This is a genomic window from Candidatus Didemnitutus sp., assembly GCA_019634575.1.
Lineage (GTDB): Bacteria > Verrucomicrobiota > Verrucomicrobiia > Opitutales > Opitutaceae > Didemnitutus.
Map to the genome: position 1 here is coordinate 458,099 of JAHCAY010000002.1, position 26,910 is coordinate 485,008.

Here is a 26,910-nt window from a genome sequence, read left to right on the forward strand (position 1 = left end):
CGAGCCAGTATCGCAGCTCAAGCACGGCGCAGCGAAAGACAGTCTCCGCCGCCACGAGCGGAGACTGCGGGAACGAGCCGGCCCGGCCGAACGCTTCGCCGAAACGCGGTCAGTAGCTGAATTCGACGCGCACCGGCAATGCCGGCAACTTGATCCGTTTTGCCGGAGCCACGGACTGACCGTCGATGGTCACCTTTTTCGGCGTCTCGTTGCGCGCCGCGACGAGCCAGATGCCGCCGGGGGCGGCGACCTGCCCGGTCACTTGATAGGCATCGGTGTCGCCCTGTGCTGCGGCCTTCAGGCTGATGCGGCCGTAGGCCGTGGGCAGATCCTGCACTTCGATGCCGCGACCGTGCAGCCATTCCGCTGGCACGCCGGAGCAGAACACGAGTGATTTGTCCAAATCCTCCTCGTAGGTGAAGTAGTCGCGAATCTCGCGCACGAACTCGGCGGCGCACCACGTGTGCGGCATGTCGCCGATGTAGACGGGCGCACGAAGATCGTTGAAGACGACCTCCGCCCAGTGATTCCAACCCATCGGGCGCGTGTCCTTGGCGAACCAGCGCATCAGCCACATCGCGCGCTCCTTGTCGCCGTAGCGGGCGAACACGCCGATGTTGCGAAATTCATAGGGCGTGTAGCCGCTCCATTTCGTCGTGCCGTCGGCGCGCGCCACGCAACGGGCGTAGTAGGCATCGAACGTATTCTTCAAGAGATCACGCGGCATGAAGGACATCTCGTTGCACGGATTCACGAGGATCGACACGCCGCTCGGGTCGCCCTCGCCGTAATCGGGGCAGCTGGCGATCTCGTCGATCTGGTAGAACTTGGCGGTGGCCACGATCGAGGCCACGACGTCCTGGCGCAGATCGGCCGCGACCGCCCGATAGCGCGCGGCGGCGTCGGATTGCCCAACAGCCACGGCCAGGTCGGCAGCTTCCTTCAGGCCGAGAATCGCGAAGTAGTTGTCCCAATAAGAGTGGACGGGCGAGCCGTAGCCTTCGTGACTGATCGACGGCGGCAACAGGCCGAAATACAGCGCCTCCTTGCCGGCCGCGCCGCGATAGGCCTCCTGCCCTTCGCGGTGCAATTTCCCGATGTAGTCGGCGACGCGCTGGACGACTGGGAAGTAGCGTTCGGCGAACGCCGCGTCGCGGCTGAATTTCCAGTATTCGGCGACGAGGTAGATGTATTGGCCGAAGGAGTCGCACTCCAACGTGGGCAAAGGCTGGTCGTTCTCGATGATGGCCGGCACGTAGCCGTCCGCGCGGACAAACGGCGTATACCACTCGATGAATTCGCGCGCGGGCTCCATGACGCCGAAGTGCATCATCGCCGCACTCATCAACGCGCCGTCGCGTATCCATGAACGGTTGTAGTTGCGGCTGCCGGGCTGGAGCCGCACGCCGTCGCGATTGATCATGATGTAGGCGAGGTTCGAGCGGATGAGATTCACCAGCCGCTGCTCGCTCTCGGGGAGTTGAATTTTCACCGACGCCAGAGCGCTGCGCCATTCGTCGGCGATCTTGCGCTCGAGGGCGACGGCCTCGGTGGCGGTCTTCGCGCCCGCGTCGGACGGTCCATTCACGCTGTAGCGCCACCAAAAGCTCTTGGATTCGCCCGGCGCGAGGGTGACGTCGTAGGCGGCAAACCCGGACGCGAGGCCGGCGGAGTCCTCCGCGGCGGCGCTACTCGGCAGTTCGCCGAACTGCAACCGACGTCCCATCTCGCCGTCCGCAAAAGTCGTCGCGCCGACTTGATCGGCCGGAGTGAGCAGGAAAATTTTCTGCTCCGGGCCAAAGGACAGCGCGCTCGGCGTCACGGTCAGGTTCTTGATCTCAGATTGGACGCCGCTGTGCTGCCACTCCGGGTTGACCTGAATGGGACGAAGCGCGAGGACCAGCTTGGCCTGCTTCGCGATCGGCTCGTGGTTGGTCAGCGTGTAGCAGGCATACACCGTGCCGCCGGCGTCCTCGGTGGCGAAGCTGGAGACACGCAGGCCGATCGGCCCGGAGCGTTCGACCCACGGCAGCGGCAGATAGTCGTCCAACAGGCCCTGCGTCTCCTCGGTGTTCGCCCAGTGATGGACTTTGCCGTCGACCACGACGAACGGATCGATGCTCGGCTTGCCTTTGGCCAATTCGATTTGGCCGTCCTCGCAGATCAGCGCCTTTTCCTTGCCGCCGCTGTAGCCGACGAGCGTCCAATACGCCTGCTGGTTCAGCAGGTGGCGAAGGTAGTATCCGGGCGGAGACGATTGTGCGGAGGCTTTCAGCAAACCCGCACCGGTGTTGGTCAATGCGGGAGGCAGCAGCTTCGCCCGCTTGAGCCCGATCGCCGCGGAGTGGGCCTTGGCACGGAGGCGAATCACGCGCGCTTCCGCGTCGGGCGTGAACACGAAGTCGATGTTGCGATTCGGCTGCTCGACCGTCCGCGCGAGTTTCCAGGCGGCGCCGTCGATCGACGTGAGGACGTCGTAAGAGACCGGCGCCATGGACGGCTGCCACTCGATCTCGAGGCCGCCGAACTCGATGGGGTTCGCGAAGTGGAGATCCACTTCGGCCTCGTTGACGGGACCGGCCGTCCGCCACGCGTCGTGCGCGGTTGAAGGCACGTTGCTCGTGATCGCCGTGATCGGATCGCCGAATTTGCCGTAGTCGCCCAGCGGAGTGATCGTGAGGCCTGCCAACTGGAGCACGCCCTTCTTGCCGGCACCGCTGGCGGACACGACGAACTCGATCGACTTGAGTTGGCTGAGCTCGGCCGAGGATTTCGGTCCCCAGGCGAATGTGATGAGTCGCTTGCGCAGCACGATGTGCGTCCACTCCTTCGGCCAGCGGTAGGAGTCGCGGCGATACCAATACGTGTTGCCAGTGACGTCCTCCAACTTGATCTCGAGGTTGTTGTCCGGCGAATCCGCCTTGAGCCAGAAGCTGAGCTCGAAATTACCCGACACGGGCAGATCGCAATTCTGGTGGATCAGCGCGAAGTTGCCGGAGATTTGGAAATCGTAGTCGAAGCGCATGCCCGGACCGTGGGGCGTGTCCACGCGGGACAAATTGAGCTCCATGCCCGGTGCTTTCGAGATCCAGGCGTCGAGCGCAGGGAAATCGCGGAGCGATCGGGCGGAAAGTTCGCTGCCCCAAAACGCAGCAGCGATGATCAACGAAGCAAGCAAGCGGATGTGACGTCGGCTCATGACAACGAAAGATGGACCCTTCGCTCTTACGCGAGCGGTCGCCGCGTGACGAGGGAGATTGTTATTCTGACCCACTTGAGCAGGCGCACTGCTACCAGAGCCGATCTAAACGAGCGCATCGCCGCTGGGGCGTGAGCACACCGGAGCTTCCGGGAGAGCGAGGAGTGCGATCGTCGGCAGTGGTCGCCCAAAGAAAAACGCGCCGGCTCGGGAGAGCGCGGCGCGTCGAGAGTGTTTAGCTTTTCGCGAGCTTAAGCCTTGGGGGCTTCGGCGGCGGGAGCGGCGTCGGCAGCCGGAGCGGCGGCCTTGGTCTTCTTCGCCTTCTTGGCGCCCTTGGACTTCTTGTAGCCCTGGTCCTCGGCACCGACGAACTCGATCAGCGCCATCTCGGCGGCGTCGCCGACGCGGCGGGGAGCGAGCTTGTAGATGCGGGTGTAGCCGCCGGAGCGCTTCTCGAATTGGGCGACCTTCTCGTTGAAGAGCACCGTGACGGCACCTTCATCGCGAATGTCCTTCAGCGCGAGGCGGCGCAGGTGGATGGCGGAAGCGGAGAGCTTGCCGTTTTCCTTCGGGAGCGCGGCGGCCTTCTTGGCCTTCGTGATCACCTTCTCGATGAAGGGGCGCAGGGCCTTGGCCTTCGTGAGGGTGGTCTCGATGCGACCGTGCTTGATGAGGGAGGCACCCATGTTGGAGAGCATCGCGGAACGGTGCTCGCGGGTGACGCCGAGGGAGGCGTGGTGTTTATTGTGACGCATTGTCTGGTTGGGTTATCGGCTCCCGATCGGCAATCCGGTCGCAGCGTTGGGCGGCAGCGGACGGCGCGAGAGCCGGGATTAAGTTTTAGGCGCCTTCGACACAAAGACTCGCGGCGGTGGGTCGCGAGTCTTCGGCGGAAAGCGGATCGGCTTAGAGTTCCTTCTTGGTCTCGAGGAGGCGCTCGTCGAACTTCATGCCGAGCGAGAGGCCGAGGGCTTCGAGCTTCTCCTTGATTTCGTTGAGCGACTTCTTGCCGAAGTTGCGATACTTGAGCATCTCCTGCTCGGTCTTCATGGCGAGCTCGCCGACCGTGGTGATGTTCGCGTTGTTCAAGCAGTTCGCCGCACGGACCGAGAGCTCGATCTCGTTGACGGACATGTTGAGCAGCTTGCGGAGCTTGTTCTGCTCTTCGGAGACCTCGGCGGCCTGCGACTCGAACTCGTAGCTCTCCTGCGAGACGCGATCGAACACGTCGAGGTGGTGCTTGAGGATCGAGGCGGATTGCTTGAGGGCGTCGTCCGGCGTGATGCGGCCGTCCGTCCAGACTTCGAGGACGAGCTTGTCGTAATCGGTGATCTGGCCGACGCGGGTGTTTTCGACCGCGTAGCGGACGAGGCGCACGGGCGAGAAGAGCGAGTCGATCGGAATGACGCCGATGGCTTGGTCTTCCTTCTTGTTCTCTTCGCCGGGGCAGTAGCCGCGACCGGTCTTGATCTCGATCTCGGCTTCGAAGGCGCGCTTCGTGTCGAGGGTGCAGATGACCTGATCGGGGTTGATGAGCTTGACGCCAGCGTCGAGCTGGATGTCGGCGGCGGTGACGGGGCCTTCCTTGTTGACCTTGAGGAGGAGCTTCATCGGCTCGCGCTTTTCGGAGACGATGAGGATTTTCTTCAGGTTAAGGACGATGTCGGTGACGTCCTCGACGACGCCGTCGATGGACTGGAACTCGTGGTTCACGCCGTCGATCTTGATCGAGCTAATGGCGCTGCCCTCGATGGACGAGAGGAGCACGCGGCGGAGCGAATTGCCGACGGTGTGGCCATAGCCGGCTTCGAAGGGCTCGGCGATGAACTTGGCGTAAGTATTGGTGGCGCCCTCCTCGACTTTGGTAAGTTTGGAGGGGAGTTCGAATTTTCCGAGACGCTTGGGCATGTGATTTATCTCTGAGTGGAGAAGTTGAGTTGGAGCGACCGGCAAAACAATGGATTAGAAGCGCGAGTAGAACTCGACGATGAGCTGCTCGTTGATGGACGGGTCCATCTCATCGCGCGTGGGGAGGCGGTTGACAACCGCGGAAAGCGCTTCGTCGTTGCGCGTCAGCCAACCGGGAACCACGCGAGCGCGGCTCTCTTCGACGGACTTCGTGACGATTTGGCGGGAGTTGTTCGAGGCCTTGATCTCGATGGTGTCGCCGGCATTGAGCGTGTAGCTGGCGATGTCGACCTTGCGGCCGTTGACCTTCACGTGGCCGTGGTTGACGAGCTGGCGCGCCTGGGCGCGGCTCTTGGCGAAACCGAGGAGGTAAACGACGCTGTCGAGACGCGTCTCGAGGAGCTGCAGGAAGCGCTCGCCGGTAACGCCGCGTTCCTTCTTCGCGACCGCGAAGACGCGGCGGAATTGGCGCTCGAGGAGGCCGTAGATGAAGCGGAGCTTCTGCTTCTCGGCGAGGCCGACGGCGTATTCGGAGAGCTTGCGGCGGGACTTCGGGCCGTGCTGGCCGGGCGGGAAGTTGCGGCGCTCGAGAACCTTGGCAGAACCGAGGACGTAGGTGCCGAAGCGGCGGCTGACGCGAGTGGTGGGTCCGGTATAACGGGCCATGGTAGGAGTTGCTTAAAGGTTGAGGTTAGACGCGACGACGCTTGCGCGGGCGGCAGCCGTTGTGCGGCACCGGGGTGACGTCGATGATGGAGGAAATTTCCAGGCCGATGGCTTGGAGTCCGCGGATGGCGGAGTCGCGACCGAGGCCGGGACCGCTGACGCGGATCTGAACTTCCTTGAGGCCGTGCGCCATGGCGTTGCGGGCGGCGTCTTGAGCGACGACCTGCGCGGCGTAGGCGGTGGACTTGCGGGAGCCGCGGAAATTGCACTTACCGGCGGACGACCAGGAGATCACGTTGCCCTTGGCGTCGGTGATCGAGACGATCGTGTTATTGAACGTCGCGGTGACGTTGGCGACGCCGGAGGTGACGTTCTTGGAACCCTTGGCCTTGCGGACCTTGATGGTGCCGAGCTCTTCCTTGAGGAGGTCTTCGGCGGACGGGGCCTTCGGAACGCCGCCGACGAGTTCGACGGGCTTCGCGGGCTCGACCGGGGCGGCGGGCGCAGCGCCTTCGGCGGCAGCGTCGGCCTTCGGGGCCTTGGGGGCCTTGGCGGGCTTCTCAGCGGCGGGCGCGGCGGCGCCAGCAGCGGCGTCCTTCTTGGGCGCCTTTTCCTTCTTCGGAGCGGATTTCTCTTCGGACATGGAGATGTGTTTTTAGAATTAAGCTTCCTTGGCCTTGGTGACGCCAACGGTCTTGCGCGGGCCCTTGCGGGTGCGGGCGTTGGTGCTGGTGCGCTGGCCGCGGACGGGGAGGCCGCGACGATGGCGGATGCCACGGTAGCAATTGATCGCTTGGAGGCGCTTGAGATTGCCCGCGATTTCGCGGCGGAGATCGCCTTCCACCACCCACTTGTTGTCGGTGATGATGTGGAGGATCTTGTTCAGCTGCTCTTCGGTGAGATCCGAAGCGCGCATGTTGGCATCGAGACCAGCGATCTCGATGATCTGGTCAGCACGGGCAGGGCCAATGCCGTAGATGTATCGGAGGGAATATCCGATCTTCTTTTTGGCGGGGAGTTCGACGCCGAGGAGACGAGGCATGTTGTTAGGAGTTTAAGTTGAGAGTTTAGGTTTAAGTTGGGAAAAATCAGGAGGCGCGCGGGATCGTGAGGATCTCGGGGCCGGAGTCGGTCGTGAGCACGGTGTGTTCGAAGTGCGCGGAGGGCTGGCCGTCGGCGGTGACGACCGTCCAGTGATCGCTCAGCGTGCGGACCGCGTAGCGGCCCATGTTCACCATGGGTTCGATCGCGAGCGTCATGCCGGGCTTGATCTTCTCGCCGGAGTTTTTCCGGCCGAAGTTCGGGATCTGCGGCTCTTCGTGCATCGACTGCCCCACCCCGTGGCCGACCATTTCGCGAACCACGCTGAAGCCGGCGGCTTCGACGTAGGTCTGCACGGCGTGCGAGATGTCGCCGATGCGGTTGCCGACCTGGGCCTGCGCAATGCCGATCGCGAGGGCTTCCTCGGTGATCTTGAGGAGTTCGGCGACGCGCGGGGCGATCGGGCCGACGGGAACGGTGGTGGCGTTGTCGCCGATGTAGCCGTTGTATTCGACCACGACGTCGAGCGAGATGATATCGCCCTGGCGCAGGATGCGCTTGAGCGAGCCGATGCCGTGGACGACCTCTTCGTTGACCGAAAGGCAGGTGTAGGCGGGATAGCGGCTCGCGTGCAACTGGTAGCCGTAACAGGCGCTGCGGGCGCCGAACGACGCGATGATTTCGCGACCGATCTGATCCAAGTCGTAGGTGGTGATACCGGGCCGGACCTGCTCCTTCATCTTCGCCAAAACAGTGGCGGCGATGCTGCAGGCTTCGCGCATCCGACGGACGCCCTCCGCGTTTTTAATGGGGATAGACATCAGGCGGCGATGCGAGCGGCTCCCGTGAGGAGCCCTTGCGTGCGGTAGTGTGTTGCGACCTCCGCGGAAGCGGAGTCGGAGGCGAGGACGGCGGTGAGAATTTCACCGCGGGCTTCGACCCACTCGTCGAACACTTTTGCTTGGAGCAGCGTAGCCGGGAAACCTTCGAGAAGGAATCCCGCATCGGGTTTGCGCGCCCAAAACCACTTGCGGAGGACCGCGAGGGTGAGGTCGTCGCTCAGGCCGGAGCCGGAGCGAGCGAGCGATGCCGCGGCTTTTTGGCCGAGCGTCGTGCGTCGCGAAATCTCCTGTTGCACGAGAGAAGCAGGAGAGACGTGCTCAATTGAGAAAGAACGGGCCTGGTTTAGGAGGTCCGCGTGAAGCAGACCGATTGGACCAAGGAGAACTAGCTTCGCCTTCGCAGATGCGAGGGCGGAAAAGGCGCTGGAGTGTTCAGCCCTTTCCACTGAAGTAAAGCGATTAAAGAGCGAACTTGCGGATAGCCCACGCGCCGAGACCGACGAGCAGGATAACCACCATGACGGCAACGAGCTGCATGACAGTCTTGTCCGAGGCGGCCTCGCCCAGCGCCATCTGCGCGGAGGTGCTGCGGCCACGGATACGGCCCTTCTTGAGGAAGCCGTCGTAGTGACGCTGCAGGAGGAACGTCTCGATCTGGCGCATCGTGTCGAGGATGACGCCGACGGTGATGAGCATGCCGGTGCCGCCGAAGAAGTAGGCGACGCGGGGCGGGACCTTGAAGAAGTTCAGCAGGCCGTCCGGGATGATCGCGATGATCGTGAGGAAAATCGCGCCCGCGAGCGTGAGGCGGGTCATCACGAAGTCGAGGAAGCTCGCGGTCGGCTCGCCGGGGCGCACGCCGGGAATGTAGCCGCCGTATTTCTTCAGGTCATCGGCGACCTGGATCGGCTTGAACATGACCGACACCCAGAAATAGCTGAAGAACAGGATCAGCAGCGCATCGAAAACGTAGTAGCTCCAGTGGCCGCGGGTGAGCGCATTGGCCATCTCGATGAGGATCTTGATGTCGAATGCGGCGCCGAGCTGGGAGAAAATCTGCGTCGGGAAGAGCAGGATGGCGCTCGCAAAGATGACGGGCATGACGCCCGAGTAGTTGACCTTGAGCGGGAGGAACGAGCTCTGGCCGCCGTAGACCTTCTGGCCGACGACGCGCTTCGCGTATTGGACCGGAATTTTGCGCTGCCCCTGCGTGACGGCGATGATGCCCATCGTCACGATGAGGAAGAGCGCGATCATCATCACGGCCTGCGGAAGGCCGAGGCTGGCGGTGCCGACCGGCGCGAAGAAGAGCTGGTAGGTGGACATCGCGGCGCCCGGGATGTCGGCGAGAATGCCGACCGTGATGAGCAGCGAGACGCCGTTGCCGATGCCGCGCTGGGTGATCTGCTCACCGAGCCACATCATGAGGAGCGTGCCGGCGGTCATGAAGACCGTGGAGGTGACGAGGAACCAGCCCTTGTTCACGAGCACGATCGAACCGTAGTGGTTGATGTCGTAGCCTTGGAACAGGCGGGCGGGATTCTCGAGCGCGAGGATGAGCAGCACGCCTTGAACCACGCAGATTGCGACCGTGAGGTAGCGCGTGTATTGCGTGAGCTTCTGCCGACCGACGTCGCCTTCCTGCTGGAGGCGGCTGAGCTGCGGCACGACGGCAGTCATCAGCTGGAAGATGATGGACGCGCTGATGTAGGGCATGATGCCGAGCGCGCAGACGGCACCCTTGAGGAGCGCGCCGCCGGTGAACATGTTGTAGAGCCCCACGAGGGCGCCGCCACCGTTGGCGGTCTGCTCCTCGAAGAACTTGAGGAGCGGCTGCGGGTCGAGACCCGGCAGCGGGATGTGAGCGCCGACGCGTGCCACGAAGAGCAGCGACAACGTGTAGAGGATTCGCGAGCGGAGCTCGGGAATCTTCATCGAGTTCGTGAAGGCAGAAAACATGTCGGTGAGGAAAAACTGGGGCTACTGACTAGACGCAGAAAGCGGACCGGGTAACTCGGGGAGTTCCGCGGTCCGCCATCTTGAGATGCGATACAGCGCTCAGGCGACGATCGCCTGGCCGCCGGCTTTCTCGATCTTTTCCTTGGCGGAACCGGTGAACTTCGCCGCGGTGACCTTCAGCGCGCGGGTGATTTCGCCGTCGCCGAGGATCTTGAGCAGCGCGCCATCGGCGCGGATCAGGCCGGCTTTCACGAGTGCTTCGACGTTCACCTCGGTGACCGAGGCGTCGAGCTTCGCGAGATCGCCGACATTCACGACGGCGTAGCTGGTGCGGAAGTTGTAGTTGTTGAAGCCGCGGTGCGGGAGCTTGCGGTAAAGGGGCATCTGGCCGCCTTCGAAGCCGGGACGGATCGAGCCGCCCGAGCGAGCGGTCTGGCCCTTGCCGCCCTTGCCGGACGTTTTGCCGTGGCCGCCGCCTTCGCCGCAACCGACGCGCTTGCGACGGTGGGTGGCACCTTTGACGTTCTTGAGAGTGTGGAGACGCATTTTCTTGGATTCCTAAGTTTGGGTCGCCGCCCCTCGCCTACTCCGGCGAAGGGCGACTCGGATTAGTTTTTCGATCAGGCGCGAGCGGCCTTGAAGTCTTCGGCCATGCGGAGCTTGCGGAGGCCGTTGAAGGTGGCGTGCACGACGGCGATGTGGTTCTTGGAACCCATCGACTTCGTGAGGACGTTCTTCACGCCTGCGGCTTCGAGGACGGCGCGGACGCCGCCGCCGGCGATGAGGCCGGTGCCGGGGGTCGCGGGGCGAAGGAACACTTTGCCACCGTCGTATTGGCCGAGGACTTCGTGCGGGATGGTGTCACCGCGGAGCTTGACCGGGTAGAGACGCTTCTTGGCGGCTTCGGTCGACTTCTTGATGGCGTCGGGAACTTCGTTCGCCTTGCCGTAGCCGATGCCGACGTTGCCCTTGCCGTCGCCGACGACGGCGAGAGCGGAGAAGCTGAAACGACGACCACCCTTCACCACCTTGGCGCAGCGGTTGATGTAGACGACCTTCTCGATCATGCCGGACTCGGCGCTGTCAGCGGACGAGTTGGCGGAATAGGACCTGTTGTTGTTAGCCATGGGCGGTGTTTAGAATTGGAGGCCGCCTTCGCGCGCGGCGTCGGCGAAGGTTTTGACGCGGCCGTGGAAGCGGCGGCCGTTGCGGTCGAACACGACGGAAGCGATGCCGGCGGCCTTGGCCTTGGCGGCGAAGGCGCTGCCGACGAGCTTGGCGCCGGAGACGTTGCCCTTGGCGTTCTGCTTCTTCACGTCGGCGTCGAGCGTGGAGAGGAACACGAGGGTCTTGCCCGCGGCGTCGTCGATGGCCTGCGCGTAGATGTGTTTGCCGGAGAATTTGACGGAGAGGCGCGGACGGGCGGCAGTGCCGGTGACCGTCTTGCGGATGCGCCACTTGCGCTTCTGGAGGAGCGCGGCTTTGCGAATGGTATTGGACATGGTTATGCGGCCTTTCGGATGGTGGCGTTAGGCGACGGTCTTGCCTTCCTTGCGGCGGACGCGCTCGGCGAACTCGCCGACGAGGCGGACACCCTTGCCCTTGTAAGGCTCGGGCGGGTAGTAGGCGCGGATCTCGGAAGTGACCTGGCCGACGAGCTGTTTGTCAGCGCCTTCGACCTTGAGCTTCGTGCCGTCGGTGACGGTGACCTTGATGCCTTCGGGGATGTCGTGGAGGATCTGATGCGAGTAGCCGAGCGAGAGGTCGAGCTGCTTGCCCTTCAGCGCGGCTTTGAAACCGACGCCTTGGATCTCGAGTTCCTTGAGGTAGCCGACTGCGGCGCCCTTCACCATGCCGGCGATGACCGAGCGGGCGGTGCCATACATGGCCTTGGAGAAACGGGTCTCCTCGGTGGGGGAAACGACGATCGTGTTGTCCTTCTTCTCGATCTTCACGACGGGCGCGAAGGTCTTGGAGACTTTGCCCTTGGGGCCGTCGACGGACACCGTGGTGCCTTTGATGTCGATCTTGACCTTGTCGGGAATCTGAACGGGTTGTTTGCCAATTCTGCTCATGGTGCGGGTGCTCCTTACCAGACGGTGCAGACGAGCTCGCCACCGAGCTTGTTGCGGCGGGCGTCCTGGTCCTTCATGAGGCCCTTGGACGTCGAGACGATGGCCATGCCGAGGCCGTTGAGGACGCGCGGGAGGTCGGTATAGCTGAAATACACGCGACGGCCCGGGGTCGACTCACGCTTGAGGCCGGTGATGACCGGGGTGTTGTCGACGTATTTGAGAGCGACGATGAGCGTCTTGTGGCCGCGCTCGTCGGTGCCGGAAGTGACTTCGCGGACGAAGCCTTCGGCTTTGAGGATCGTCGCGAGACTCTCCTTCATCTTGGAGTGCGGGGCGACGCACTGGGACTGGCCGGCCTTCGACGCATTGCGGAGGCGGGTCAGGAAATCACTGATCGGATCGGTCATGGTTGGATGTTGTTGGACTGGGCCGCGCGGGTCATATCCGACCCCCGTGGGCCAAAGGGTTTACCAGGAGGACTTGGTGACGCCGGGGATCTTGCCGGCGAGCGCGAGCTCGCGGAAGGTCAGGCGGGACACGCCGAACTTGCGGTTGAAGCCGCGCGGACGGCCGCTCATGGAGCAGCGGTTGCGGATGCGCTCCTTGGCGGAGTTGCGGGGAAGCTTCTGGAGCTTCTTCTGGGCGGCGTAGAATTCCTCGTCGGTGGTGGCGGGATTCGAAAGGATGGCCTTCAGCTCGGCGCGCTTGGCGGCGAACTTGTCGGCGAGCTTGATGCGCTTCTTGTTGCGCTCGATGGAGGAGGTCTTCGGCATGGTGCGGGAAGGTTAGGCGGATTTGGCGGCGGCCTGCTCGGTGCGGCGGAACGGCATGCCGAGAAGCTTGAGGAGCTCGCGGGCCTCGTCGTCGGTGTGAGCGGAGGTGACGAGGGTGATGTCGAGACCCATGTGGCGCTTGGCGCTTTCGACGGTGATCTCGGGGAAGATGGTGAAGTCGGTGATGCCGATGTTGTAGTTGCCCTGGCCGTCGAGCTTGTTCGGCACGCCGCGGAAGTCGCGGATGGTGGGCAGCGCGACCGCGAGGAGGCGCATGAGGAAGTGCCACATGGCGTCGCCGCGGAGGGTGACGCTGCAGCCGACGACCTGGCCTTGCTTCAGCTTGAAGTTGGCGATGGCCTTGCGGGACTTGTTGAGGATCGGCTTCTGGCCGGCGATGAGGCCCATGTCGCGCGCGGTGTCGGCGATCTGGTTCTTATCGGCTTCGGCGCCGATGCCGGTGTTGAGGACGATCTTCTCGAGCTTGGGAACCTGGTGTTTGTTCTTGTAGCTGCGCGACGCCATGAGGGCGGGCACGACTTGATCGAAGTAGGCTTTCTTGAGAGGCGGGACGGTGTCTTTGCTCATTTTCGGGTGCCCGGTTTCCAAGCGGGCGAATTAATTAAGAGGCGTTAGGCCTTCTTGGCTTCGGTTTTCTTGGCGCGCTTCTTCGAGGCGTCGAAGCGGGATTGGAGCATGAGATTCGAGACGTGGATCGAACCTTCGCGCTCGGCGATTTTGCCCTGAGGATTTTCCTGCGACTTCTTCAGGTGCTTCTTGATCATTGCCACGCCTTCGACGACCGCGCGGTTCTTGGACGCGAGGACTTCGAGGACTTTGCCGGTCTTGCCCTTGTGGGAGCCGGAGATGACGATGACCTGGTCGTTCTTCTTGATATGGAATTTTTGCATGGTCAGAGGACCTCCGGGGCGAGGGAGATGATCTTCATGTAGTTCTTCGCGCGGAGCTCGCGGGCGACGGGGCCGAAGATGCGGGTGCCCTTCGGGTTGCCGTCATCGCCGATGATGACGATGGCGTTGCTGTCGAAGCGGAGGTAGCTGCCGTCGGCGCGACGGAGGGGCGCCTTGGTGCGGACGATGACGGCCTTGTGGACCTCACCCTTCTTAACCGTGGCGTCGGTGCTGCTCTCCTTGATGTTGACGGTGATGATGTCGCCGACGTGCGCGTAGCGGGTGTTCTGACCGATACGGCCGATCATGGACGCGCGGCGCGCGCCGGTGTTGTCGGCGATGTCGAGAATGGAACGCATCTGGATCATGGTGTTGTTCTCCTCGTGCGGTTAGGCTTTCGGGGCCGCGGCGGCGGACTCGTTGGCTTTGGTGGTCTTGGTCGGGACGACAGCGGCGACGTCCGTCTCGGTGACGGCAGCGCCGATCGGCTGGACGGCGGCTTCGACGACGCGGACGACGCGCCAGCGCTTGAGGCGGCTCATCGGGCGGGTCTCCATGACCTCGACCTTGTCACCGACCTTGGACTCGTTCTTCTCGTCGTGGACGTGGAGGACGGTCTTGCGGTTGATGACTTTGCCGTAAAGTGGGTGCGGCGTCTTGTAGGGGACGGTGACCTTGACGGATTTGTCGCCCATCTTGGAGGTGACAAAACCGATCTCGGTCTTGCGGGCGGCGTGACGTGCGTGAGTAGACATGGTCTTGAGCGGTTACGCGCGCCTTAGGCAGCGGCGGTCTTCTTGGATTTTTTCTCGGTGAGGATGGTCTCGAGGCGCGCGATGTCCTTGCGGAGGACGCGGATCGTGTGCGGCTTCTCGACCTGGCCGGTGTGCTTGCGCAGGCGGAGCTGGAGGAGCTCGTCGCGGGTGGCGCGGAGCTTGGTGGTGATCTCGGCGGGCGAGAGTTCGCGGATTTCCTTGGAAGTCATGGTGACGTTCTCCTGTGGTTAGACGGCCACGCCTTCGCGCTGGATGAAACGGCAGCGGAAGGGCAGCTTGGCGTCGGCGAGGCGGAAGGCCTCTTTCGCGATGGTAGCGGGAACGCCGGCGAGTTCGAAGAGGACGGCGCCGGGCTTGATGGTCGCGGTGTAGTATTCGACCGGGCCCTTACCTTGACCCATGCGCACTTCGGCGGGCTTCTTGGTGACGGGCTTGTGGGGGAACACGCGGATCCAGAGTTTGCCCTTGCGCTTGAGATGGCGGGCGATGGTGACGCGGGCGGCTTCGATCTGGCGACCGGTCATGGGACCGCGGGAGAGGGATTGCAGGCCAAATTCACCGAAGGCGAGCGTGTTGCCGCGCTTGGCATTGCCAGCGCGGGAGCCCTTCATCGCTTTACGGTATTTGGTGCGGGACGGTTGGAGAGCGGACATGGCTTGAGTAGCTTTAAGCGGTAGGCGTTAAGCTTTAAGCTTAGAGCTTAGAGCTTAGCGCTGTTTCGTTAGTTGGATTCGTCCTTTTTGCAGATCCAGCACTTGACGCCGATCTTGCCCCAGACGGTGCGGGCTTCGGCGAATCCGTAGTCGATGTTCTCGCGGAGGGTGTGGAGCGGGATGCGACCCTGGCGCTGCCATTCGCGGCGCGCGATGTCGGCGCCACCGAGACGGCCCGAGCACTGGATCTTGATGCCGTCGGCGCCGAGGCTCATGGCCATCTGCACGGACTTCTTGATCGCGCGGCGGAAGGCGACGCGGCGCTCGAGCTGGAGGGCGACGTTCTCGGCGACGAGCTGGGCCTCGATCTCGGGCTTCTTCACTTCCTGGATGTCGAGCAGGACTTCCTTGCCGGTAATCTTACCGAGCTGGACCTTCATGTTTTCGACTTCCTGGCCCTTCTTGCCGATGACAATGCCGGGGCGGGCGGTGAAGATCTTCACGCGGACGCGGTTGCCGGCGCGCTCGATGAAGATGCGCGGCACGGAGGCCTGCTTCAGTTTCTCCATGAGGGTGTCACGGATGATCTGGTCTTCGTGGAGGAGCTTCGCGAAGTCCTTCTTGCGGGCGAACCAGCGGGATTGCCAGTTGCGGCGGACAGCGAGGCGGAAACCGGTAGGATTGGTTTTTTGACCCATGGTGGTGAGGCGTTAGGCTTTGCTGTCCGAGAGGACGATGCGGAGGTGGGACATGCGCTTGACGCGCGGCTTGGCGGAGCCGCGGGCGCCGGCCTTGAAGCGCTTCAGGACCGGGCCGCACTCGACGAGGGCGCGGTGGACGACGAGCTTGTCGGCCGAGAGGTTGTGGTTGTTCTCCGCGTTCGCGACGGCGCTCTTGAGCGTCTTGGCGAGGAGGCGGGCGGACTTGCGCGGGATGAGGGAGAGGAGGTCGGTGGCCTCGGGCACGGAGCGGCCCTGGATTTCGTTGGCGACCTCGCGCACCTTCTTCGGCGACATGCGCGCGTTTTTGGTGAGAGCTTGAATTTCCATGTTCGGATCGGGTTCGGGTTTCGGCTATGCGCGCAGGTTAGATTTCCTTACGGGTCATGCCGCCGTGCGCCTTGAAGATACGCGTCGGGGCGAACTCGCCGAGCTTGTGGCCGACCATGTTCTCGGTGACATACACCGCGATGAAGGCCTTGCCGTTGTGAACGTTGAAGGTGTGGCCGACGAAGTCGGGCGTGATGGTCGAGCGCCGGCTCCAGGTCTGGATGGGCTTGCGCGCACCGCTGGACTTGGCCGCCTTCTCGATTTTCTCGAGCAGGTGGTAGTCGACGAAGAAACCTTTTTTGATGGAACGAGCCATGTTGGGTAGTCGTTAAGTGGTTTACTTCTTGCCGCGCGGCGGACGGCCGTTCTTGCGGGTAAGGATGAGGGAGTTGGACGGCTTGGAGCGGCGGCGCGTCGGGAAACCCTTCGCGAGCTGGCCCCACGGCGACACGAGGTGCTGGCGGCCGCCACCACCCTTGGACTTGCCCTGACCGCCACCGTTGGGGTGATCGATCGGGTTCATCGCCATACCGCGGACGCGCGGGCGCTTGCCGAGCCAGCGATTGCGGCCGGCCTTGCCGAGCTTGCGCTTGCTGTGGTCTTCGTTGCCGACCTCGCCGATGGTGGCGCGGCAGTTGGCGTTCACGAGGCGGGTCTCGCCGGAAGCCATCTTGAGCTGCGCCATGCCGTTCTCGACGGCGACGAGTTCGACGGAGGTGCCGGCCGAGCGGGCGAGCTGGGCGCCGCGTCCCGGGAGCAGTTCGACGGCGTGGACCTTCGTCGCGGCCGGGATGACGGACAGCGGGAAGCTGTTGCCCGGGCGATAGTCGTTGGTGTCGGTCTTCAGCGCGCTGTAGATCGAGTCACCGACCTTGAGACCCTTCGGAGCGATGATGTAGGCCTTGGTGCCGTCGGTGTAAGCGAGGAGCGCGAGCAGCGCGGAGCGGTTGGGATCGTATTCGATCGCCTGAACCTTCGCGGGCATGTCGAGCTTGGCGCGCTTGAAATCGATGATGCGGTAGAGCTTCTTGTGACCGCCGCCGCGACGACGCGACGTGATGCGGCCGTAGGTGTTGCGGCCGCCGGTCTTGTTCTTGTGCTCAACCAGCGAGCGCTCGGGGCGCTTGTTGGAAATCTCCTCCGGGCGGTTCAGCTCGGTGAAGCGGAGCGCGGCGGTGAGAGGACGGAAAGTTTTGATAGCCATGGCGGGTGTTTCCTCAGACGAGCTCGATCTTGTCGCCCTGCTTGAGGGTGACGATGGCGCGCTTGCTGTCGGACTTCTGCGTCGGGCGGCCCGTGCGGGAACGCTTCGGCTTGCCCTTGATGTTTTGGATGTTCACGCGCGTGACGGTGACCTTGAAGGTCGCCTCGACGGCTTCGCGCACGGTGTGCTTCGTGGCGGAGGGATAAACCTCGAACGTGTATTGGCCGTAGTTGGAGGAGAGCTTGGAGGCCTTCTCCGTCAGGCGCATGTTTTTGAGAACTTTATCGGCGCTGATCATGACTGACCTCCGTTGGCGCGGGCGAGGATGGTCTCGAGCGCTTTGGTGGAGACGACGATCTTCGAATATTGCACGAGATCGAGAGTGTTGAGCTTCGCGGCTTCCGTGGTGGAGACGCGGTCGAGGTTGCGCGCGGCGCGAGAGGCCTCGGCGGTGAACGGGGCGTCGACGAGGAGCACGGAACCCTTCGGGGCGATCGTGCGGACGACCTTGTTCATGAGCTTGGTCTTCGGCTGAGCGGGCGAGAACGCCTCGATCACGTCGACTTCGCCGGCAGAGGCGCGATCGAAGAGCGCGCGGGCGAAGGCGAGGGCCTTGACCTTATTGTTGATCTTCTTGGAGAAGTCGCGGGGCTTCGGGCCGAACACGACGCCACCACCGCTCCAGAGCGGCGAGCGGGACGAGCCGGCGCGGGCGCGGCCGGAACCCTTTTGGTTCCACGGCTTCTTGCCACCGCCGCGAACTTCGCCGCGGGTCTTAGTGGAGCGGGTGCCTTGGCGGGCGTTGGCGCGGTGGGCGACGACGACTTCCTTGACGGCTTGAACGCCCTTATTGCCTTCGAAGGTCGGGACGTTGAACTCCATTTCGGAGGTCTTGCTGGCGTCGGAGCTGTAAACTTTGAGCTTCATGTTGGTTCAGTCTCCTTAGGCTTTCTTGGCCTTCTTGCCGGCGCGGATGATGACATCGTCACCGTTGGCGCCCGGGATCGCGCCGCGAACAAGAATGAGGTTCTTGTCGGCGATGATTTTCACGACGCTGAGGTTCTGCACCGTGCGGCGCTGCGAACCCATGTGGCCGGGCATCGACTGGTTCTTCCAGGAGCGACCGGGCGTCTGGCGCATACCGATCGAGCCGATGCGGCGGTGGAACATCGAGCCGTGTGCGGCGGGACCGCCGGCGGCACCATGCTTCTTCACGACGCCTTGGAAGCCTTTGCCCTTGGAAATGCCGATGACATCGATCGTCTGACCTTCGGTGAAGGCGGTGACGGTGACGACGTCGCCGGCTTTGACCGTGGGAGCGGCGGCGAGACGGACTTCGTTGAGCACGCGGGGCGCGGTTTCGAGGCCGGCCTTCTTGGCGTGCGCGGCTTCGGCCTTGCTCGCGTTCTTCGCCTTGAGGGCGCCGAAGCCGAGCTGGACGGCGTTATAACCGTCGGTCTCGACGGTCTTGACTTGGACAACCGGGCAGGGGCCGGCTTCCACGACGGTGACCGGCACGAGCACGTTTTGTGCGTCGTAGACCTGGGTCATCCCGAGTTTTTTGCCTAATAGAGTAGTGATCATAGGCTAAGTGGTAGGTGGAGGGTTTCCGTTTGGTTTAGACCTACATTAGCAATCCGGCGATTGAAGCCACCGGTGGCTGCTAAAGTGACTGTCTGAAAGTTGAGCGTTAGACGTTGATCGTGATATCGACGCCGGACGGCAGGTTGAGTTTCTTGAGTTCGTCGACCGTCTGCGCGGTCGGCTCGAGGATGTCGATGAGGCGCTTGTGAGTGCGGCTCTCGAACTGCTCCATCGACTTCTTGTCGACGTGCGGCGAGCGGTTGACGGACAGTTTCTCGATGCGGGTGGGCAGCGGGATCGGGCCCGAGACGCGCGCGCCGGAGCGCTTGGCGGTTTCGACGATTTCCAGGGCGGACTGGTCGATCACACGGTAATCGAAACCCTGGAGTTTGATGCGAATGCGTTGGCCTTTCATGGCGGATAAAGAACGTGGGTTTAGGTGCGGGCCGGGGCCTTCGAGGAGGTCTCGACGATCTTGGCCAAAAGGTTGTTCGGGACCTGGGCGAAGTGCGACGGCGTGATCGAGGCGGACGCGCGGCCCTTTGAGAGGGAGCGGATGTCCGTCACGTAACCGAAGAGCATTTCGAGCGGAACGTGGGCGGAGATGATGCACGCGCCGTTCTTGTTTTCCATGCCTTGGATCTGACCGCGGCGGCGGTTGATGTCGCCCATCAGGTCGCCTTGGTAATCTTCCGGCGTGGTGACTTCGACGCCCATGATCGGCTCGAGGAGGATCGGCTTCGCGACCTTCATCGCTTCCTTGAAGGCGAAGATGCCGGCCATCTTGAACGCGAGTTCCGACGAGTCGACTTCGTGGAAGGAACCGTCGATGATGCGGATGATCGCATCGACGACCGGGTAGCCGGCGACGACGCCGTTGTTCGCGCCTTCCATGATGCCGTCGGTGGCGGGCTTGATGAATTCCTTCGGGATGACGCCGCCAACGATTTCGTTGATGACTTCGATGCCCTTGCCCTTTTCGTTCGGCTCGATCTTGACGACGACGTGGCCGTATTGGCCTTTGCCACCGGACTGGCGGATGAACTTGCCGACGCCGTCCGCGGAGCCGGTGACGGTCTCGCGATAAGCAATCTGCGGCTTGCCCACGGTCGCCTCGACCTTGAACTCGCGCTTCATGCGGTCGACGATGATTTCGAGGTGCAACTCGCCCATGCCGGCGAGAATCGTCTGGCCGGTGTCTTGGTCGGTCTTGACGCGGAGAGTCGGATCTTCAGCGACGAGGCGCTGCAGCGCGACGCCGAGCTTTTCCTGGTCGCCCTTCGAGTTCGGCTCGATCGACATCGCGATGACGGGCTCGGGGAAGGACGGGGGCTCGAGACGAATGTCGAAGTCCTCATCGCACAGCGTGTCGCCGGTGATGACGTCCTTGACGCCGACGAGCGCGCAGATGTCGCCCGCATAAGCCAGTTCGATTTCCTCGCGGTCCATCGCGCGCATGAGCACGAGACGGGAGACGCGCTCGGAGCGGCGGGTGCGGGGATTGTAGAGGGACATGCCGCGCTTCACCACGCCGGTGTAGACGCGGTAGAACACGAGCTTGCCGACGAACGGGTCGGTCCAGAGCTTGAACGCGAGACCGGCGAGCTTCGCCTTGTCGTCCACGACTGCTTCAACGGCGTTGCCGGAGCTGTCCTGACCCTTCATCGGCGGAACATCGATCGGGTTCGGGAGATAGTTGACGACGCAGTCGAGGAGACGCTGCACGCCCTTCTTCTTAAACGCGGAGCCCGGGATCACGCCCGTGAATTTCATCGAGACCGTGGCCTTGCGGACGGCGAGGATGAATTCCTCGGTGGTGATTTCCTGGCCTTCGAGATACTTGTTCGCGATGACGTCGTCGAAATCGGAGACGGCTTCGATGAGTTTCTCGCGGTATTCCTTCGCCTGGGCGGCGTATTCGGCGGGGATCGGGCTTGTCACCGGATTCATGCCGAGCTGATCGGTCGTGTCGTCGAACTTGTAGGCGATGTTCTGAACGAGGTCGATGAGGCCGTTGAAGTTTTCCTCCTGGCCCATCGGGATGTAGAGCGGATGCGCGTTGGCCTTGAGCTTCTCGCGCATCTCGTCGACGGCGCGGAAGAAGTTGGCACCGGTGCGGTCCATCTTGTTGACGAACGCCACGCGCGGAACGCCGTATTTGTTGGCCTGGCGCCACACGGTCTCGGACTGCGGTTGCACGCCGGCGACCGCGCAGAACACCGCGACAGCACCGTCGAGCACGCGCATGGAGCGCTCGACTTCGGCGGTGAAGTCTACGTGTCCGGGCGTGTCGATGATGTTAATGCGCTGCTTGATCCCCTTCCAGGGACCGAAGGAAGCGTTCCAGGCGCAGGAAATGGCGGCGGCGGTGATCGTGATGCCGCGCTCGCGCTCCTGCTCCATCCAGTCGGTCACCGTGGTGCCTTCGTGGACTTCGCCCATCTTGTGGACGGCGCCGGAGTAGAAAAGAATGCGCTCAGTCGTCGTGGTCTTGCCGGCGTCGATGTGCGCGGCGATGCCGATGTTGCGCGTCCACTCGAGCGGGAACGGACGGTCCTTGGCGTTGGCCGGGGAGACCTTGGCCTTGTCGGTGACGACGGTGATGTTGATCGGAGAAGACATTGCGTGGAAACCTTACCAGCGGAGGTGAGCGAAGGCGCGGTTGGCCTGGGCCATCTTGTGGGTGTCTTCCTTCTTCTTCACAACGGTGCCCGTGTTGTTGTAGGCATCGATGATCTCGGCCGCGAGCGCCTCGCGCATGGCGATACCCTTGCGGGATGTGGCGGCGTCGACGATCCAGCGGAGCGCGAGCGATTCCTGGCGCTCGAACGAAATCTCAACCGGCACCTGGTAGGTGGCGCCACCGACGCGGCGGCTCTTGACCTCGAGCTTCGGGCGGGCGTTTTCCATCGCGCCCATGAGAAGGTCGACCGGATCGCCCTTCTGAAGCTTCTCGCTCACGCGCTCAAAGGCGCCGTAAACGATGCGCTCCGCGACGGTCTTCTTGCCGCTCTTCATGATCACGTTGATCAGGTGAGTGACGAGCGCGCTGTTGTAGCGGACGTCCGGAACGGTGGGGCGGTGAGTAGCTCTGCGACGACGAGACATGTTGAAAAAGAAAGAACGTGATTACTTGGCGGCCTTCGGGCGCTTGACGCCGTATTTGGAACGGGAACGGCGGCGTTTTTCGACACCAGTGGCGTCGAGCGTGCCGCGGACGATGTGATAGCGGACGCCGGGAAGGTCCTTCACACGGCCACCGCGCACGAGGACGATCGAGTGCTCCTGCAGGGAGTGACCTTCGTCCGGAATGTAAGAGATGACTTCCGTGCCGTTCGTGAGGCGAACTTTGGCGACCTTACGGATGGCCGAGTTCGGCTTCTTCGGCGTGCGGGTCATGACCTGCACGCAGACGCCACGGCGGAAGGGGTTGCCCTGGAGAGCCGGGGCTTTGGACTTCGCGCGGACCTTGCGGCGTCCTTTTCTCACGAGTTGGTTGATGGTGGGCATTGGAGGAAGTTAGATAGGTAAAAGAGGAAAAAGAGCGCGGAACCTACCGGGACGAAAAATCCCGGCAAGCACTTTTTCGCGCTGTGCTGAAAAACGCGAGTTTCAGAGCGGAAACCCCGAAACCGCGGGCGTCAGGTGCACCCACAGTTTTGCTGCGAATGCTGTTTTTTGACGAAAATGGAGGGTGAGCGAACCACGTTCGCATGACGCACTTCAAGCGCGAAGTTTCTCTTTTCTCCCCAAGTTATTCACAGAATCAGTTTCGCTGTCGCAACGAACGTGAAATGGGGTGACGGAAAATCGACGGGGCGAGCTCGCCGGCGCCGTGATCCGTCTTCGCTCTACACCTACGGCTGAAGCCCGGCAGTCGCAGCCAGCGAGCACAAAAAAACACCCGGCCCGTGAGGGCCGGGTGTAACTCGGAAGGAGCTAGGCTCTACCTCCGAGTTTTGGCGGGAGGGATTCGCAGAGTCCCACTTTCAGAGTGAAAAACAAGGCGAAATTCGGTGCTCCCCTGCCCTCTTTTTTGTAAGCCGGGAGCACCTTTTCACGCCATGTTGAGAAAAGAAAAAGCCGCGGATTGCTCCGCGGCTTTGAGAGTGAACTGAAACGTCGAGCTTAGCTCGCTTCGACCGTGGCGGCCGCGCGCGGAGCTTCGTCCATCGGGATCTCGCCACCGAGCGGGAGCGTGACCTTCAGCTTCTTGTAAGCCGGGAGGCCTGTGCCCGCAGGGATGAGGTGACCCATGATGACGTTTTCCTTGAAGCCCTTCAGGCCGTCGACCTTGCCGAGCGTCGAAGCGTCGGTGAGGACGCGGGTCGTCTCTTGGAACGAGGCGGCGGAGATGAACGACTCGGTCTCGAGCGAGGCCTTGGTGATGCCAAGGAGGATCGGCTCAGCCTCGGCGGGTTTGCCGCCGGCGGCGTCGAGGCGCTTGTTCTCGCGAAGGAACGTCGTGCGATCGATCTGCTCGCCCCAGAAGAACTCGCTGTCACCCGGATCCGTGATGCGGACCTTGCGGAGCATCTGGCGGATGATGACCTCGATGTGCTTGTCGTTAATCGACACGCCCTGGAGGCGGTAGACTTCCTGCACCTGGCCGATGAGGAACTCGTAGAGCGCGGTCGGCCCGAGGATGTCGAGGATCTCGTGCGGATCGGCGGAGCCTTCGGTGAGGTGCTGGCCCTTGTGGACGACGTCACCGGCCTGCACAATGATGTGCTTGCCGTGCGGGATCAGGTGCTCTTCCTCGGCGCCGGCTTCCTCGTTGCGGACAACGAGCTTGCGCTTGCCGCGGATCGAGCCTTCGAACGAGACGACACCGTCGATGCGGGCCATCTCGGCGGCTTCCTTCGGACGGCGAGCCTCGAAGAGCTCGGCGACGCGCGGGAGACCGCCGGTGATGTCCTTCGTGGTCGAAGCCTGACGCGGCGTCTTCGCGAGAAGGGCGCCAGCCTGGATGATGTCGCCTTCGTTGACGACGACCTGGGCGCCGGTCGGAATCGCGTAGGCGGCCAGCGGCTTGCCGGTTTCGTCACGGATTTCGATCTGCGGATTGAGGTCTTCCTTGTGCTCGATGACCACAGTCGCGATGCGGCCGGTGGACTCGTCGAGCTCACGTTTGACCGTGACGCCCGGGATCATGTCCTTGAAGTGCAGCGTGCCGGTGCGCTCAGAGAGAACCGGGATGTTATACGGGTCCCACTGCGCGATGGTCTGGCCCTTGGTCACCTTCTCGCCGTCGGCGACGGAAAGAACGGTGCCGACCACGATCGGATAGGCTTCGAGTTCGCGATCGTTGTCGTCGATGATCTGGATGGAGCCGGTCTTGTTGAGGACGATGGCTGCACCTTCCATCTGCACGAGGCGGAGGCCGCGATACTTGAGGATACCGGTGTTACGGACCTTGATCTCGGGGTTCTTGGAACCGGCAGAGGCGACGCCACCGATGTGGAACGTGCGCATGGTGAGCTGCGTGCCGGGCTCGCCGATCGACTGCGCGGCGATGATACCGACGGAGTCGCCGATCTTCGCGACCTTGTTGGAGGCCGGGTTGATGCCGTAAGACTTGCCGTCAATGCCGTGCTCGCTCGTCGAGGTGAGCGGGGACATGACTTTGACGCGCTCGATGCCGGAGTCCTCGATCTGGCGACCGAGTTCTTCCGTGATGAGCTCGCCGGAGCCGACGAGAATCTTCGTCGGATCGAGCGGGTTGTAGATATCGTCGGCGGAGCAGCGGCCGGTGATGCGCTCGGCGAGCGTCACGAGCATCGTGTCGCCTTCGAAGATCGCCTTCTTCCAGATACCGTCACGGGAACCGCAATCTTCCTCGGTGATGACGCAGTCCATGGCGACGTCGCAAAGCTTGCGGGTCATGTAGCCGGCGTCAGCGGTCTTCAGCGCGGTGTCGGCGAGACCCTTGCGGGCGCCGTGCGTCGAGATGAAGTATTCGAGAACGGTGAGGCCTTCGCGGAACGAAGACAGAATCGGGCGTTCGATGATTTCGCCGGAGGGCTTGGCCATGAGGCCGCGGAGACCGCAGAGCTGGCGCACCTGCTGTTTGTTACCGCGGGCGCCGGAGTCCATCATGATGTAGACCGGGTTGACCTCGGGGCGGCCGTCGTTGCCCTCGAGCTTCGCGAAGACGGACTTCGCGATGCGGTCGGTGGCACCGGTCCAGATGTCGATGATCTTGTTGTAGCGCTCGCCGGAGGTGATGATGCCCTTCTTGTATTGGGACTCGACCTCGTCGACCTTCTTGCGGGCGTCGTGCACGATCTCCTTTTTGTTCTCAGGGATGATCATGTCGTCGATGCCGATCGAGATGCCGGCGTTGAAGGCGGTCGTGAAACCGAGCTCCTTCAGCTTGTCGAGCGTCTCGACGGTGACCGTCGGACCCGCCACCTTGTAGGTGTTGAGAATGAGGTCGCCCAGCTTGCCCTTCGGCACGGGGAAGTTGATGAAGCCGAGACCGGCGGGCCAGATCTGGTTGAAGATCACGCGGCCCACAGTCGTGCGGAGCGTCTTGCGCTCCTTGTTACCGAAGACGGTGTCCTTGCCGAAGTCCGGGTTGGGAACGTCGACCCAGTCGTGCACCTTGAGCGCGCCGTCGGCCTTGGCGTATTGGACTTCCTGGAGGCCCGACATGAGCGGCACGCGCTGACCCTTGGCGGGCTTCACGCGGGGCTCGATGCTCAGGTAATACGCGCCGAGGACGATGTCCTGCGACGGCGTGAGGATCGGCTTGCCGCTCGAGGGCGAGAAGATGTTGCCTGAAGACATCATGAGCAGCTTGCACTCGAGGATGGCCTCAAGGGAAAGCGGCACGTGCACGGCCATCTGGTCACCGTCGAAGTCCGCGTTGTAGGCGGTGCAGACGAGCGGGTGGACGCGGATGGCGGAGCCTTCGATGAGGACGGGTTCGAACGCCTGGATGGAGAGGCGGTGGAGCGTCGGCGCGCGGTTGAGCAACACCGGGTGGCCCTTAGTAACTTCCTCGAGGATGTCCCAGACTTCCGGCGACTTCTTCTCGATCATCTTGCGGGCACCGCGGACGGTGTGCACGAAGCCGAGTTCCTTGAGGCGGCGGATGATGAACGGCTCGAAGAGGACGAGCGCCATCTTCTTCGGCAGACCGCATTGGTTGAGCTTGAGCTCGGGACCGATAACGATGACGGAGCGGCCGGAGTAGTCGACGCGCTTGCCGAGCAAGTTCTGGCGGAAGCGGCCCTGCTTGCCCTTGAGCATGTCGGAGAGCGACTTCAACGCACGGTTGCCGGCGCCCGTGACGGGGCGGCCGTGGCGGCCGTTGTCGAAGAGCGCGTCGACGGCTTCCTGGAGCATGCGCTTTTCGTTGTGAATGATGACGTCGGGCGTCTTCAGCTGCATCAGGTTCCGCAGGCGATTATTGCGGTTGATGACGCGGCGATAGAGGTCGTTGAGGTCGGAGGTCGCGAAGCGGCCGCCTTCGAGCGGGACGAGCGGGCGCAGGTCCGGCGGGATGACGGGGAGGACTTCGAGGACCATCCACTCGGGACGGGACTTCGAGGAGATGAAGCCGCCGATCACCTTGAGGCGCTTCGAGAGCTTCTTTTTGATCTGCTTCGAGCGCGTGGCGCGCATCGTCTCGTGCAGCTCGGCGACGGTGGCTTCCATGTCGACCTGCGTGAGCACGTCGCGGACGGCCTCGGCGCCCATCTTGGCGACGAAGGCATCGGCGCCGTATTCGTCGACGGCCTGCTGGTATTCCGTCTCGGTCAGGAGCTGCTTGAGTTCAAGCGGCGTCTTGCCGGCGTTGGTGACCATGTAGTTCTCGTAGTAGATGACGCGCTCGAGCGAGCGGGCAGTCATGTCGAGCAACAGGCCGAGGCGGCTCGGCATGCTCTTGAGGAACCAGATGTGCGCCACCGGAACGGCGAGTTCGATGTGGCCCATGCGCTCGCGGCGGACGCGGGCAATGGTGACTTCGACGCCGCAACGATCGCAGATGACGTCCTTGTATTTGATGCGCTTGTATTTTCCGCAGGCGCACTCGTAGTCGCGCACCGGGCCGAAGATCTTTTGGCAGAAAAGACCACCCGGCTCGGGCTTGAAGGTGCGGTAGTTGATCGTCTCGGGATTCTTGACCTCACCCTTCGACCACGCGCGGATGGTCTCCGGCGCGGCGACGGTGATGGAAACGGAGTCGAAGGGATTCTCGTCGGATCCGAGGACCTGACGGACTTCTTCGCGGGCTTGTTCGGTGCTCATTTTGCGTGATG

Annotated in this window: 33 protein-coding genes; all 33 read right to left on the reverse strand. The window is 62.9% G+C overall.

From position 1 onward, the window contains the following. Window positions 1–109 precede the first annotated feature (109 nt). The 33 genes from KF715_17015 to rpoC all read right to left on the reverse strand — a co-directional run bounded on the left by KF715_17015 (window position 110) and on the right by rpoC (window position 26,899). Window positions 110–3,199: a hypothetical protein gene (locus tag KF715_17015; GenBank protein ID MBX3738400.1), complete on the reverse strand. Its 3,090-nt coding sequence runs from the start codon at window positions 3,197–3,199 to the stop codon at window positions 110–112. 251 nt (window positions 3,200–3,450) lie between these two features. After that, window positions 3,451–3,954 (reverse strand): 50S ribosomal protein L17, encoded by a 504-nt coding sequence (gene rplQ, locus KF715_17020; GenBank protein MBX3738401.1) that lies wholly within the window; start codon window positions 3,952–3,954, stop codon window positions 3,451–3,453. Window positions 3,955–4,105: 151 nt separating this feature from the next. After that, window positions 4,106–5,107: a DNA-directed RNA polymerase subunit alpha gene (locus KF715_17025; protein ID MBX3738402.1), complete on the reverse strand. Its 1,002-nt coding sequence runs from the start codon at window positions 5,105–5,107 to the stop codon at window positions 4,106–4,108. Between the two features lie 54 nt (window positions 5,108–5,161). Beyond that, window positions 5,162–5,773, reverse strand: coding sequence for a 30S ribosomal protein S4 (gene rpsD, locus KF715_17030; protein MBX3738403.1), 612 nt, complete (start codon window positions 5,771–5,773; stop codon window positions 5,162–5,164). A gap of 25 nt (window positions 5,774–5,798) precedes the next feature. After that, complete coding sequence (rpsK, locus tag KF715_17035) at window positions 5,799–6,176, reverse strand: 30S ribosomal protein S11 (protein MBX3738404.1); 378 nt, start codon at window positions 6,174–6,176, stop codon at window positions 5,799–5,801. A gap of 258 nt (window positions 6,177–6,434) precedes the next feature. Next, complete coding sequence (gene rpsM / locus KF715_17040) at window positions 6,435–6,815, reverse strand: 30S ribosomal protein S13 (GenBank protein MBX3738405.1); 381 nt, start codon at window positions 6,813–6,815, stop codon at window positions 6,435–6,437. Between the two features lie 46 nt (window positions 6,816–6,861). Beyond that, window positions 6,862–7,635 (reverse strand): type I methionyl aminopeptidase, encoded by a 774-nt coding sequence (gene map, locus KF715_17045; GenBank protein ID MBX3738406.1) that lies wholly within the window; start codon window positions 7,633–7,635, stop codon window positions 6,862–6,864. Further along, entirely contained in the window at window positions 7,635–8,102 is a 468-nt protein-coding gene (locus KF715_17050; GenBank protein MBX3738407.1) for a nucleoside monophosphate kinase, read from the reverse strand. Before KF715_17050 ends, map begins: the two co-directional genes overlap by 1 nt. Before the next feature lie 13 nt (window positions 8,103–8,115). Further along, on the reverse strand, window positions 8,116–9,615 hold the full coding sequence (secY, locus tag KF715_17055) for a preprotein translocase subunit SecY (GenBank protein ID MBX3738408.1): 1,500 nt from the start codon (window positions 9,613–9,615) through the stop codon (window positions 8,116–8,118). 99 nt (window positions 9,616–9,714) lie between these two features. Continuing rightward, window positions 9,715–10,161: a 50S ribosomal protein L15 gene (gene rplO / locus KF715_17060; protein ID MBX3738409.1), complete on the reverse strand. Its 447-nt coding sequence runs from the start codon at window positions 10,159–10,161 to the stop codon at window positions 9,715–9,717. Window positions 10,162–10,235: 74 nt separating this feature from the next. Next, window positions 10,236–10,682, reverse strand: coding sequence for a 30S ribosomal protein S5 (gene rpsE / locus KF715_17065; GenBank protein MBX3738410.1), 447 nt, complete (start codon window positions 10,680–10,682; stop codon window positions 10,236–10,238). 69 nt (window positions 10,683–10,751) lie between these two features. Further along, window positions 10,752–11,117, reverse strand: a complete 366-nt coding sequence (gene rplR / locus KF715_17070; GenBank protein ID MBX3738411.1) for a 50S ribosomal protein L18 — start codon at window positions 11,115–11,117, stop codon at window positions 10,752–10,754. A 27-nt stretch (window positions 11,118–11,144) separates the two neighbouring features. Continuing rightward, on the reverse strand, window positions 11,145–11,690 hold the full coding sequence (gene rplF, locus KF715_17075; GenBank protein ID MBX3738412.1) for a 50S ribosomal protein L6: 546 nt from the start codon (window positions 11,688–11,690) through the stop codon (window positions 11,145–11,147). Between the two features lie 14 nt (window positions 11,691–11,704). Next, on the reverse strand, window positions 11,705–12,097 hold the full coding sequence (gene rpsH, locus KF715_17080) for a 30S ribosomal protein S8 (GenBank protein ID MBX3738413.1): 393 nt from the start codon (window positions 12,095–12,097) through the stop codon (window positions 11,705–11,707). Window positions 12,098–12,157: 60 nt separating this feature from the next. Continuing rightward, complete coding sequence (rpsN, locus tag KF715_17085) at window positions 12,158–12,463, reverse strand: 30S ribosomal protein S14 (GenBank protein ID MBX3738414.1); 306 nt, start codon at window positions 12,461–12,463, stop codon at window positions 12,158–12,160. A 12-nt stretch (window positions 12,464–12,475) separates the two neighbouring features. Beyond that, window positions 12,476–13,051: a 50S ribosomal protein L5 gene (gene rplE, locus KF715_17090; GenBank protein MBX3738415.1), complete on the reverse strand. Its 576-nt coding sequence runs from the start codon at window positions 13,049–13,051 to the stop codon at window positions 12,476–12,478. 44 nt (window positions 13,052–13,095) lie between these two features. Then, window positions 13,096–13,374 carry a 50S ribosomal protein L24 gene (locus KF715_17095; protein ID MBX3738416.1) on the reverse strand — a complete coding sequence of 93 codons (279 nt, stop codon included), beginning with the start codon at window positions 13,372–13,374 and terminating at the stop codon, window positions 13,096–13,098. A 2-nt stretch (window positions 13,375–13,376) separates the two neighbouring features. Then, window positions 13,377–13,742 carry a 50S ribosomal protein L14 gene (rplN, locus tag KF715_17100; protein MBX3738417.1) on the reverse strand — a complete coding sequence of 122 codons (366 nt, stop codon included), beginning with the start codon at window positions 13,740–13,742 and terminating at the stop codon, window positions 13,377–13,379. Window positions 13,743–13,763: 21 nt separating this feature from the next. Beyond that, entirely contained in the window at window positions 13,764–14,129 is a 366-nt protein-coding gene (gene rpsQ / locus KF715_17105; GenBank protein MBX3738418.1) for a 30S ribosomal protein S17, read from the reverse strand. Between the two features lie 23 nt (window positions 14,130–14,152). Further along, entirely contained in the window at window positions 14,153–14,359 is a 207-nt protein-coding gene (gene rpmC / locus KF715_17110; GenBank protein MBX3738419.1) for a 50S ribosomal protein L29, read from the reverse strand. A gap of 18 nt (window positions 14,360–14,377) precedes the next feature. Then, window positions 14,378–14,803, reverse strand: a complete 426-nt coding sequence (rplP, locus tag KF715_17115; protein MBX3738420.1) for a 50S ribosomal protein L16 — start codon at window positions 14,801–14,803, stop codon at window positions 14,378–14,380. A gap of 68 nt (window positions 14,804–14,871) precedes the next feature. Beyond that, window positions 14,872–15,501: a 30S ribosomal protein S3 gene (gene rpsC / locus KF715_17120; GenBank protein ID MBX3738421.1), complete on the reverse strand. Its 630-nt coding sequence runs from the start codon at window positions 15,499–15,501 to the stop codon at window positions 14,872–14,874. Window positions 15,502–15,513: 12 nt separating this feature from the next. Continuing rightward, window positions 15,514–15,852 (reverse strand): 50S ribosomal protein L22, encoded by a 339-nt coding sequence (rplV, locus tag KF715_17125; protein ID MBX3738422.1) that lies wholly within the window; start codon window positions 15,850–15,852, stop codon window positions 15,514–15,516. 37 nt (window positions 15,853–15,889) lie between these two features. Then, window positions 15,890–16,168 (reverse strand): 30S ribosomal protein S19, encoded by a 279-nt coding sequence (gene rpsS / locus KF715_17130; protein ID MBX3738423.1) that lies wholly within the window; start codon window positions 16,166–16,168, stop codon window positions 15,890–15,892. 21 nt (window positions 16,169–16,189) lie between these two features. Next, window positions 16,190–17,056, reverse strand: a complete 867-nt coding sequence (gene rplB / locus KF715_17135) for a 50S ribosomal protein L2 (GenBank protein ID MBX3738424.1) — start codon at window positions 17,054–17,056, stop codon at window positions 16,190–16,192. Window positions 17,057–17,069: 13 nt separating this feature from the next. Continuing rightward, window positions 17,070–17,351: a 50S ribosomal protein L23 gene (gene rplW / locus KF715_17140; protein MBX3738425.1), complete on the reverse strand. Its 282-nt coding sequence runs from the start codon at window positions 17,349–17,351 to the stop codon at window positions 17,070–17,072. Next, a complete protein-coding gene (gene rplD, locus KF715_17145; GenBank protein MBX3738426.1) occupies window positions 17,351–17,983 on the reverse strand; it encodes a 50S ribosomal protein L4 in 633 nt (210 codons plus the stop codon). The genes rplW and rplD overlap by 1 nt, the downstream gene beginning before the upstream one ends. A 15-nt stretch (window positions 17,984–17,998) precedes the next feature. Continuing rightward, a complete protein-coding gene (gene rplC, locus KF715_17150) occupies window positions 17,999–18,640 on the reverse strand; it encodes a 50S ribosomal protein L3 (GenBank protein MBX3738427.1) in 642 nt (213 codons plus the stop codon). A gap of 106 nt (window positions 18,641–18,746) precedes the next feature. Further along, window positions 18,747–19,055 (reverse strand): 30S ribosomal protein S10, encoded by a 309-nt coding sequence (rpsJ, locus tag KF715_17155; protein MBX3738428.1) that lies wholly within the window; start codon window positions 19,053–19,055, stop codon window positions 18,747–18,749. Between the two features lie 20 nt (window positions 19,056–19,075). Then, a complete protein-coding gene (gene fusA, locus KF715_17160) occupies window positions 19,076–21,262 on the reverse strand; it encodes an elongation factor G (GenBank protein ID MBX3738429.1) in 2,187 nt (728 codons plus the stop codon). 12 nt (window positions 21,263–21,274) lie between these two features. Next, window positions 21,275–21,748, reverse strand: coding sequence for a 30S ribosomal protein S7 (gene rpsG / locus KF715_17165; GenBank protein ID MBX3738430.1), 474 nt, complete (start codon window positions 21,746–21,748; stop codon window positions 21,275–21,277). Between the two features lie 21 nt (window positions 21,749–21,769). Next, window positions 21,770–22,150, reverse strand: coding sequence for a 30S ribosomal protein S12 (rpsL, locus tag KF715_17170; GenBank protein MBX3738431.1), 381 nt, complete (start codon window positions 22,148–22,150; stop codon window positions 21,770–21,772). Window positions 22,151–22,768: 618 nt separating this feature from the next. Continuing rightward, window positions 22,769–26,899, reverse strand: coding sequence for a DNA-directed RNA polymerase subunit beta' (gene rpoC / locus KF715_17175; protein ID MBX3738432.1), 4,131 nt, complete (start codon window positions 26,897–26,899; stop codon window positions 22,769–22,771). Between the last annotated feature and the right edge of the window lie 11 nt (window positions 26,900–26,910).

Coding starts and splice junctions, on each gene's coding strand:
- rplN (MBX3738417.1), bottom strand. CDS start 13,742: ATGATCCAGATGCGTTCCATTCTCGACATCGCCGACAACACCGGCGCG.
- KF715_17095 (MBX3738416.1), bottom strand. CDS start 13,374: ATGCAAAAATTCCATATCAAGAAGAACGACCAGGTCATCGTCATCTCC.
- rplO (MBX3738409.1), bottom strand. CDS start 10,161: ATGCGTCTCCACACTCTCAAGAACGTCAAAGGTGCCACCCACCGTCGC.
- rpsL (MBX3738431.1), bottom strand. CDS start 22,150: ATGCCCACCATCAACCAACTCGTGAGAAAAGGACGCCGCAAGGTCCGC.
- secY (MBX3738408.1), bottom strand. CDS start 9,615: ATGTTTTCTGCCTTCACGAACTCGATGAAGATTCCCGAGCTCCGCTCG.
- rplQ (MBX3738401.1), bottom strand. CDS start 3,954: ATGCGTCACAATAAACACCACGCCTCCCTCGGCGTCACCCGCGAGCAC.
- rpsQ (MBX3738418.1), bottom strand. CDS start 14,129: ATGTCTACTCACGCACGTCACGCCGCCCGCAAGACCGAGATCGGTTTT.
- rpsM (MBX3738405.1), bottom strand. CDS start 6,815: ATGCCTCGTCTCCTCGGCGTCGAACTCCCCGCCAAAAAGAAGATCGGA.
- rpsG (MBX3738430.1), bottom strand. CDS start 21,748: ATGTCTCGTCGTCGCAGAGCTACTCACCGCCCCACCGTTCCGGACGTC.
- rpmC (MBX3738419.1), bottom strand. CDS start 14,359: ATGACTTCCAAGGAAATCCGCGAACTCTCGCCCGCCGAGATCACCACC.
- rplE (MBX3738415.1), bottom strand. CDS start 13,051: ATGAGCAAAGACACCGTCCCGCCTCTCAAGAAAGCCTACTTCGATCAA.
- rplP (MBX3738420.1), bottom strand. CDS start 14,803: ATGTCCGCTCTCCAACCGTCCCGCACCAAATACCGTAAAGCGATGAAG.
- rpsE (MBX3738410.1), bottom strand. CDS start 10,682: ATGATCGAGAAGGTCGTCTACATCAACCGCTGCGCCAAGGTGGTGAAG.
- rplD (MBX3738426.1), bottom strand. CDS start 17,983: ATGAAGCTCAAAGTTTACAGCTCCGACGCCAGCAAGACCTCCGAAATG.
- rpsJ (MBX3738428.1), bottom strand. CDS start 19,055: ATGAAAGGCCAACGCATTCGCATCAAACTCCAGGGTTTCGATTACCGT.
- KF715_17025 (MBX3738402.1), bottom strand. CDS start 5,107: ATGCCCAAGCGTCTCGGAAAATTCGAACTCCCCTCCAAACTTACCAAA.
- rpsN (MBX3738414.1), bottom strand. CDS start 12,463: ATGCCGAAGACCTCCTCCATCGAGCGCAACAAGAAGCGCATCAAGCTC.
- rpsD (MBX3738403.1), bottom strand. CDS start 5,773: ATGGCCCGTTATACCGGACCCACCACTCGCGTCAGCCGCCGCTTCGGC.
- rplR (MBX3738411.1), bottom strand. CDS start 11,117: ATGTCCAATACCATTCGCAAAGCCGCGCTCCTCCAGAAGCGCAAGTGG.
- rplC (MBX3738427.1), bottom strand. CDS start 18,640: ATGATCACTACTCTATTAGGCAAAAAACTCGGGATGACCCAGGTCTAC.
- rpsC (MBX3738421.1), bottom strand. CDS start 15,501: ATGGGTCAAAAAACCAATCCTACCGGTTTCCGCCTCGCTGTCCGCCGC.
- fusA (MBX3738429.1), bottom strand. CDS start 21,262: ATGTCTTCTCCGATCAACATCACCGTCGTCACCGACAAGGCCAAGGTC.
- rplF (MBX3738412.1), bottom strand. CDS start 11,690: ATGAGCAGAATTGGCAAACAACCCGTTCAGATTCCCGACAAGGTCAAG.
- rpsH (MBX3738413.1), bottom strand. CDS start 12,097: ATGACCGATCCGATCAGTGATTTCCTGACCCGCCTCCGCAATGCGTCG.
- rpsS (MBX3738423.1), bottom strand. CDS start 16,168: ATGGCTCGTTCCATCAAAAAAGGTTTCTTCGTCGACTACCACCTGCTC.
- KF715_17015 (MBX3738400.1), bottom strand. CDS start 3,199: ATGAGCCGACGTCACATCCGCTTGCTTGCTTCGTTGATCATCGCTGCT.
- rplB (MBX3738424.1), bottom strand. CDS start 17,056: ATGGCTATCAAAACTTTCCGTCCTCTCACCGCCGCGCTCCGCTTCACC.
- rpoC (MBX3738432.1), bottom strand. CDS start 26,899: ATGAGCACCGAACAAGCCCGCGAAGAAGTCCGTCAGGTCCTCGGATCC.
- map (MBX3738406.1), bottom strand. CDS start 7,635: ATGTCTATCCCCATTAAAAACGCGGAGGGCGTCCGTCGGATGCGCGAA.
- rplV (MBX3738422.1), bottom strand. CDS start 15,852: ATGGAAATTCAAGCTCTCACCAAAAACGCGCGCATGTCGCCGAAGAAG.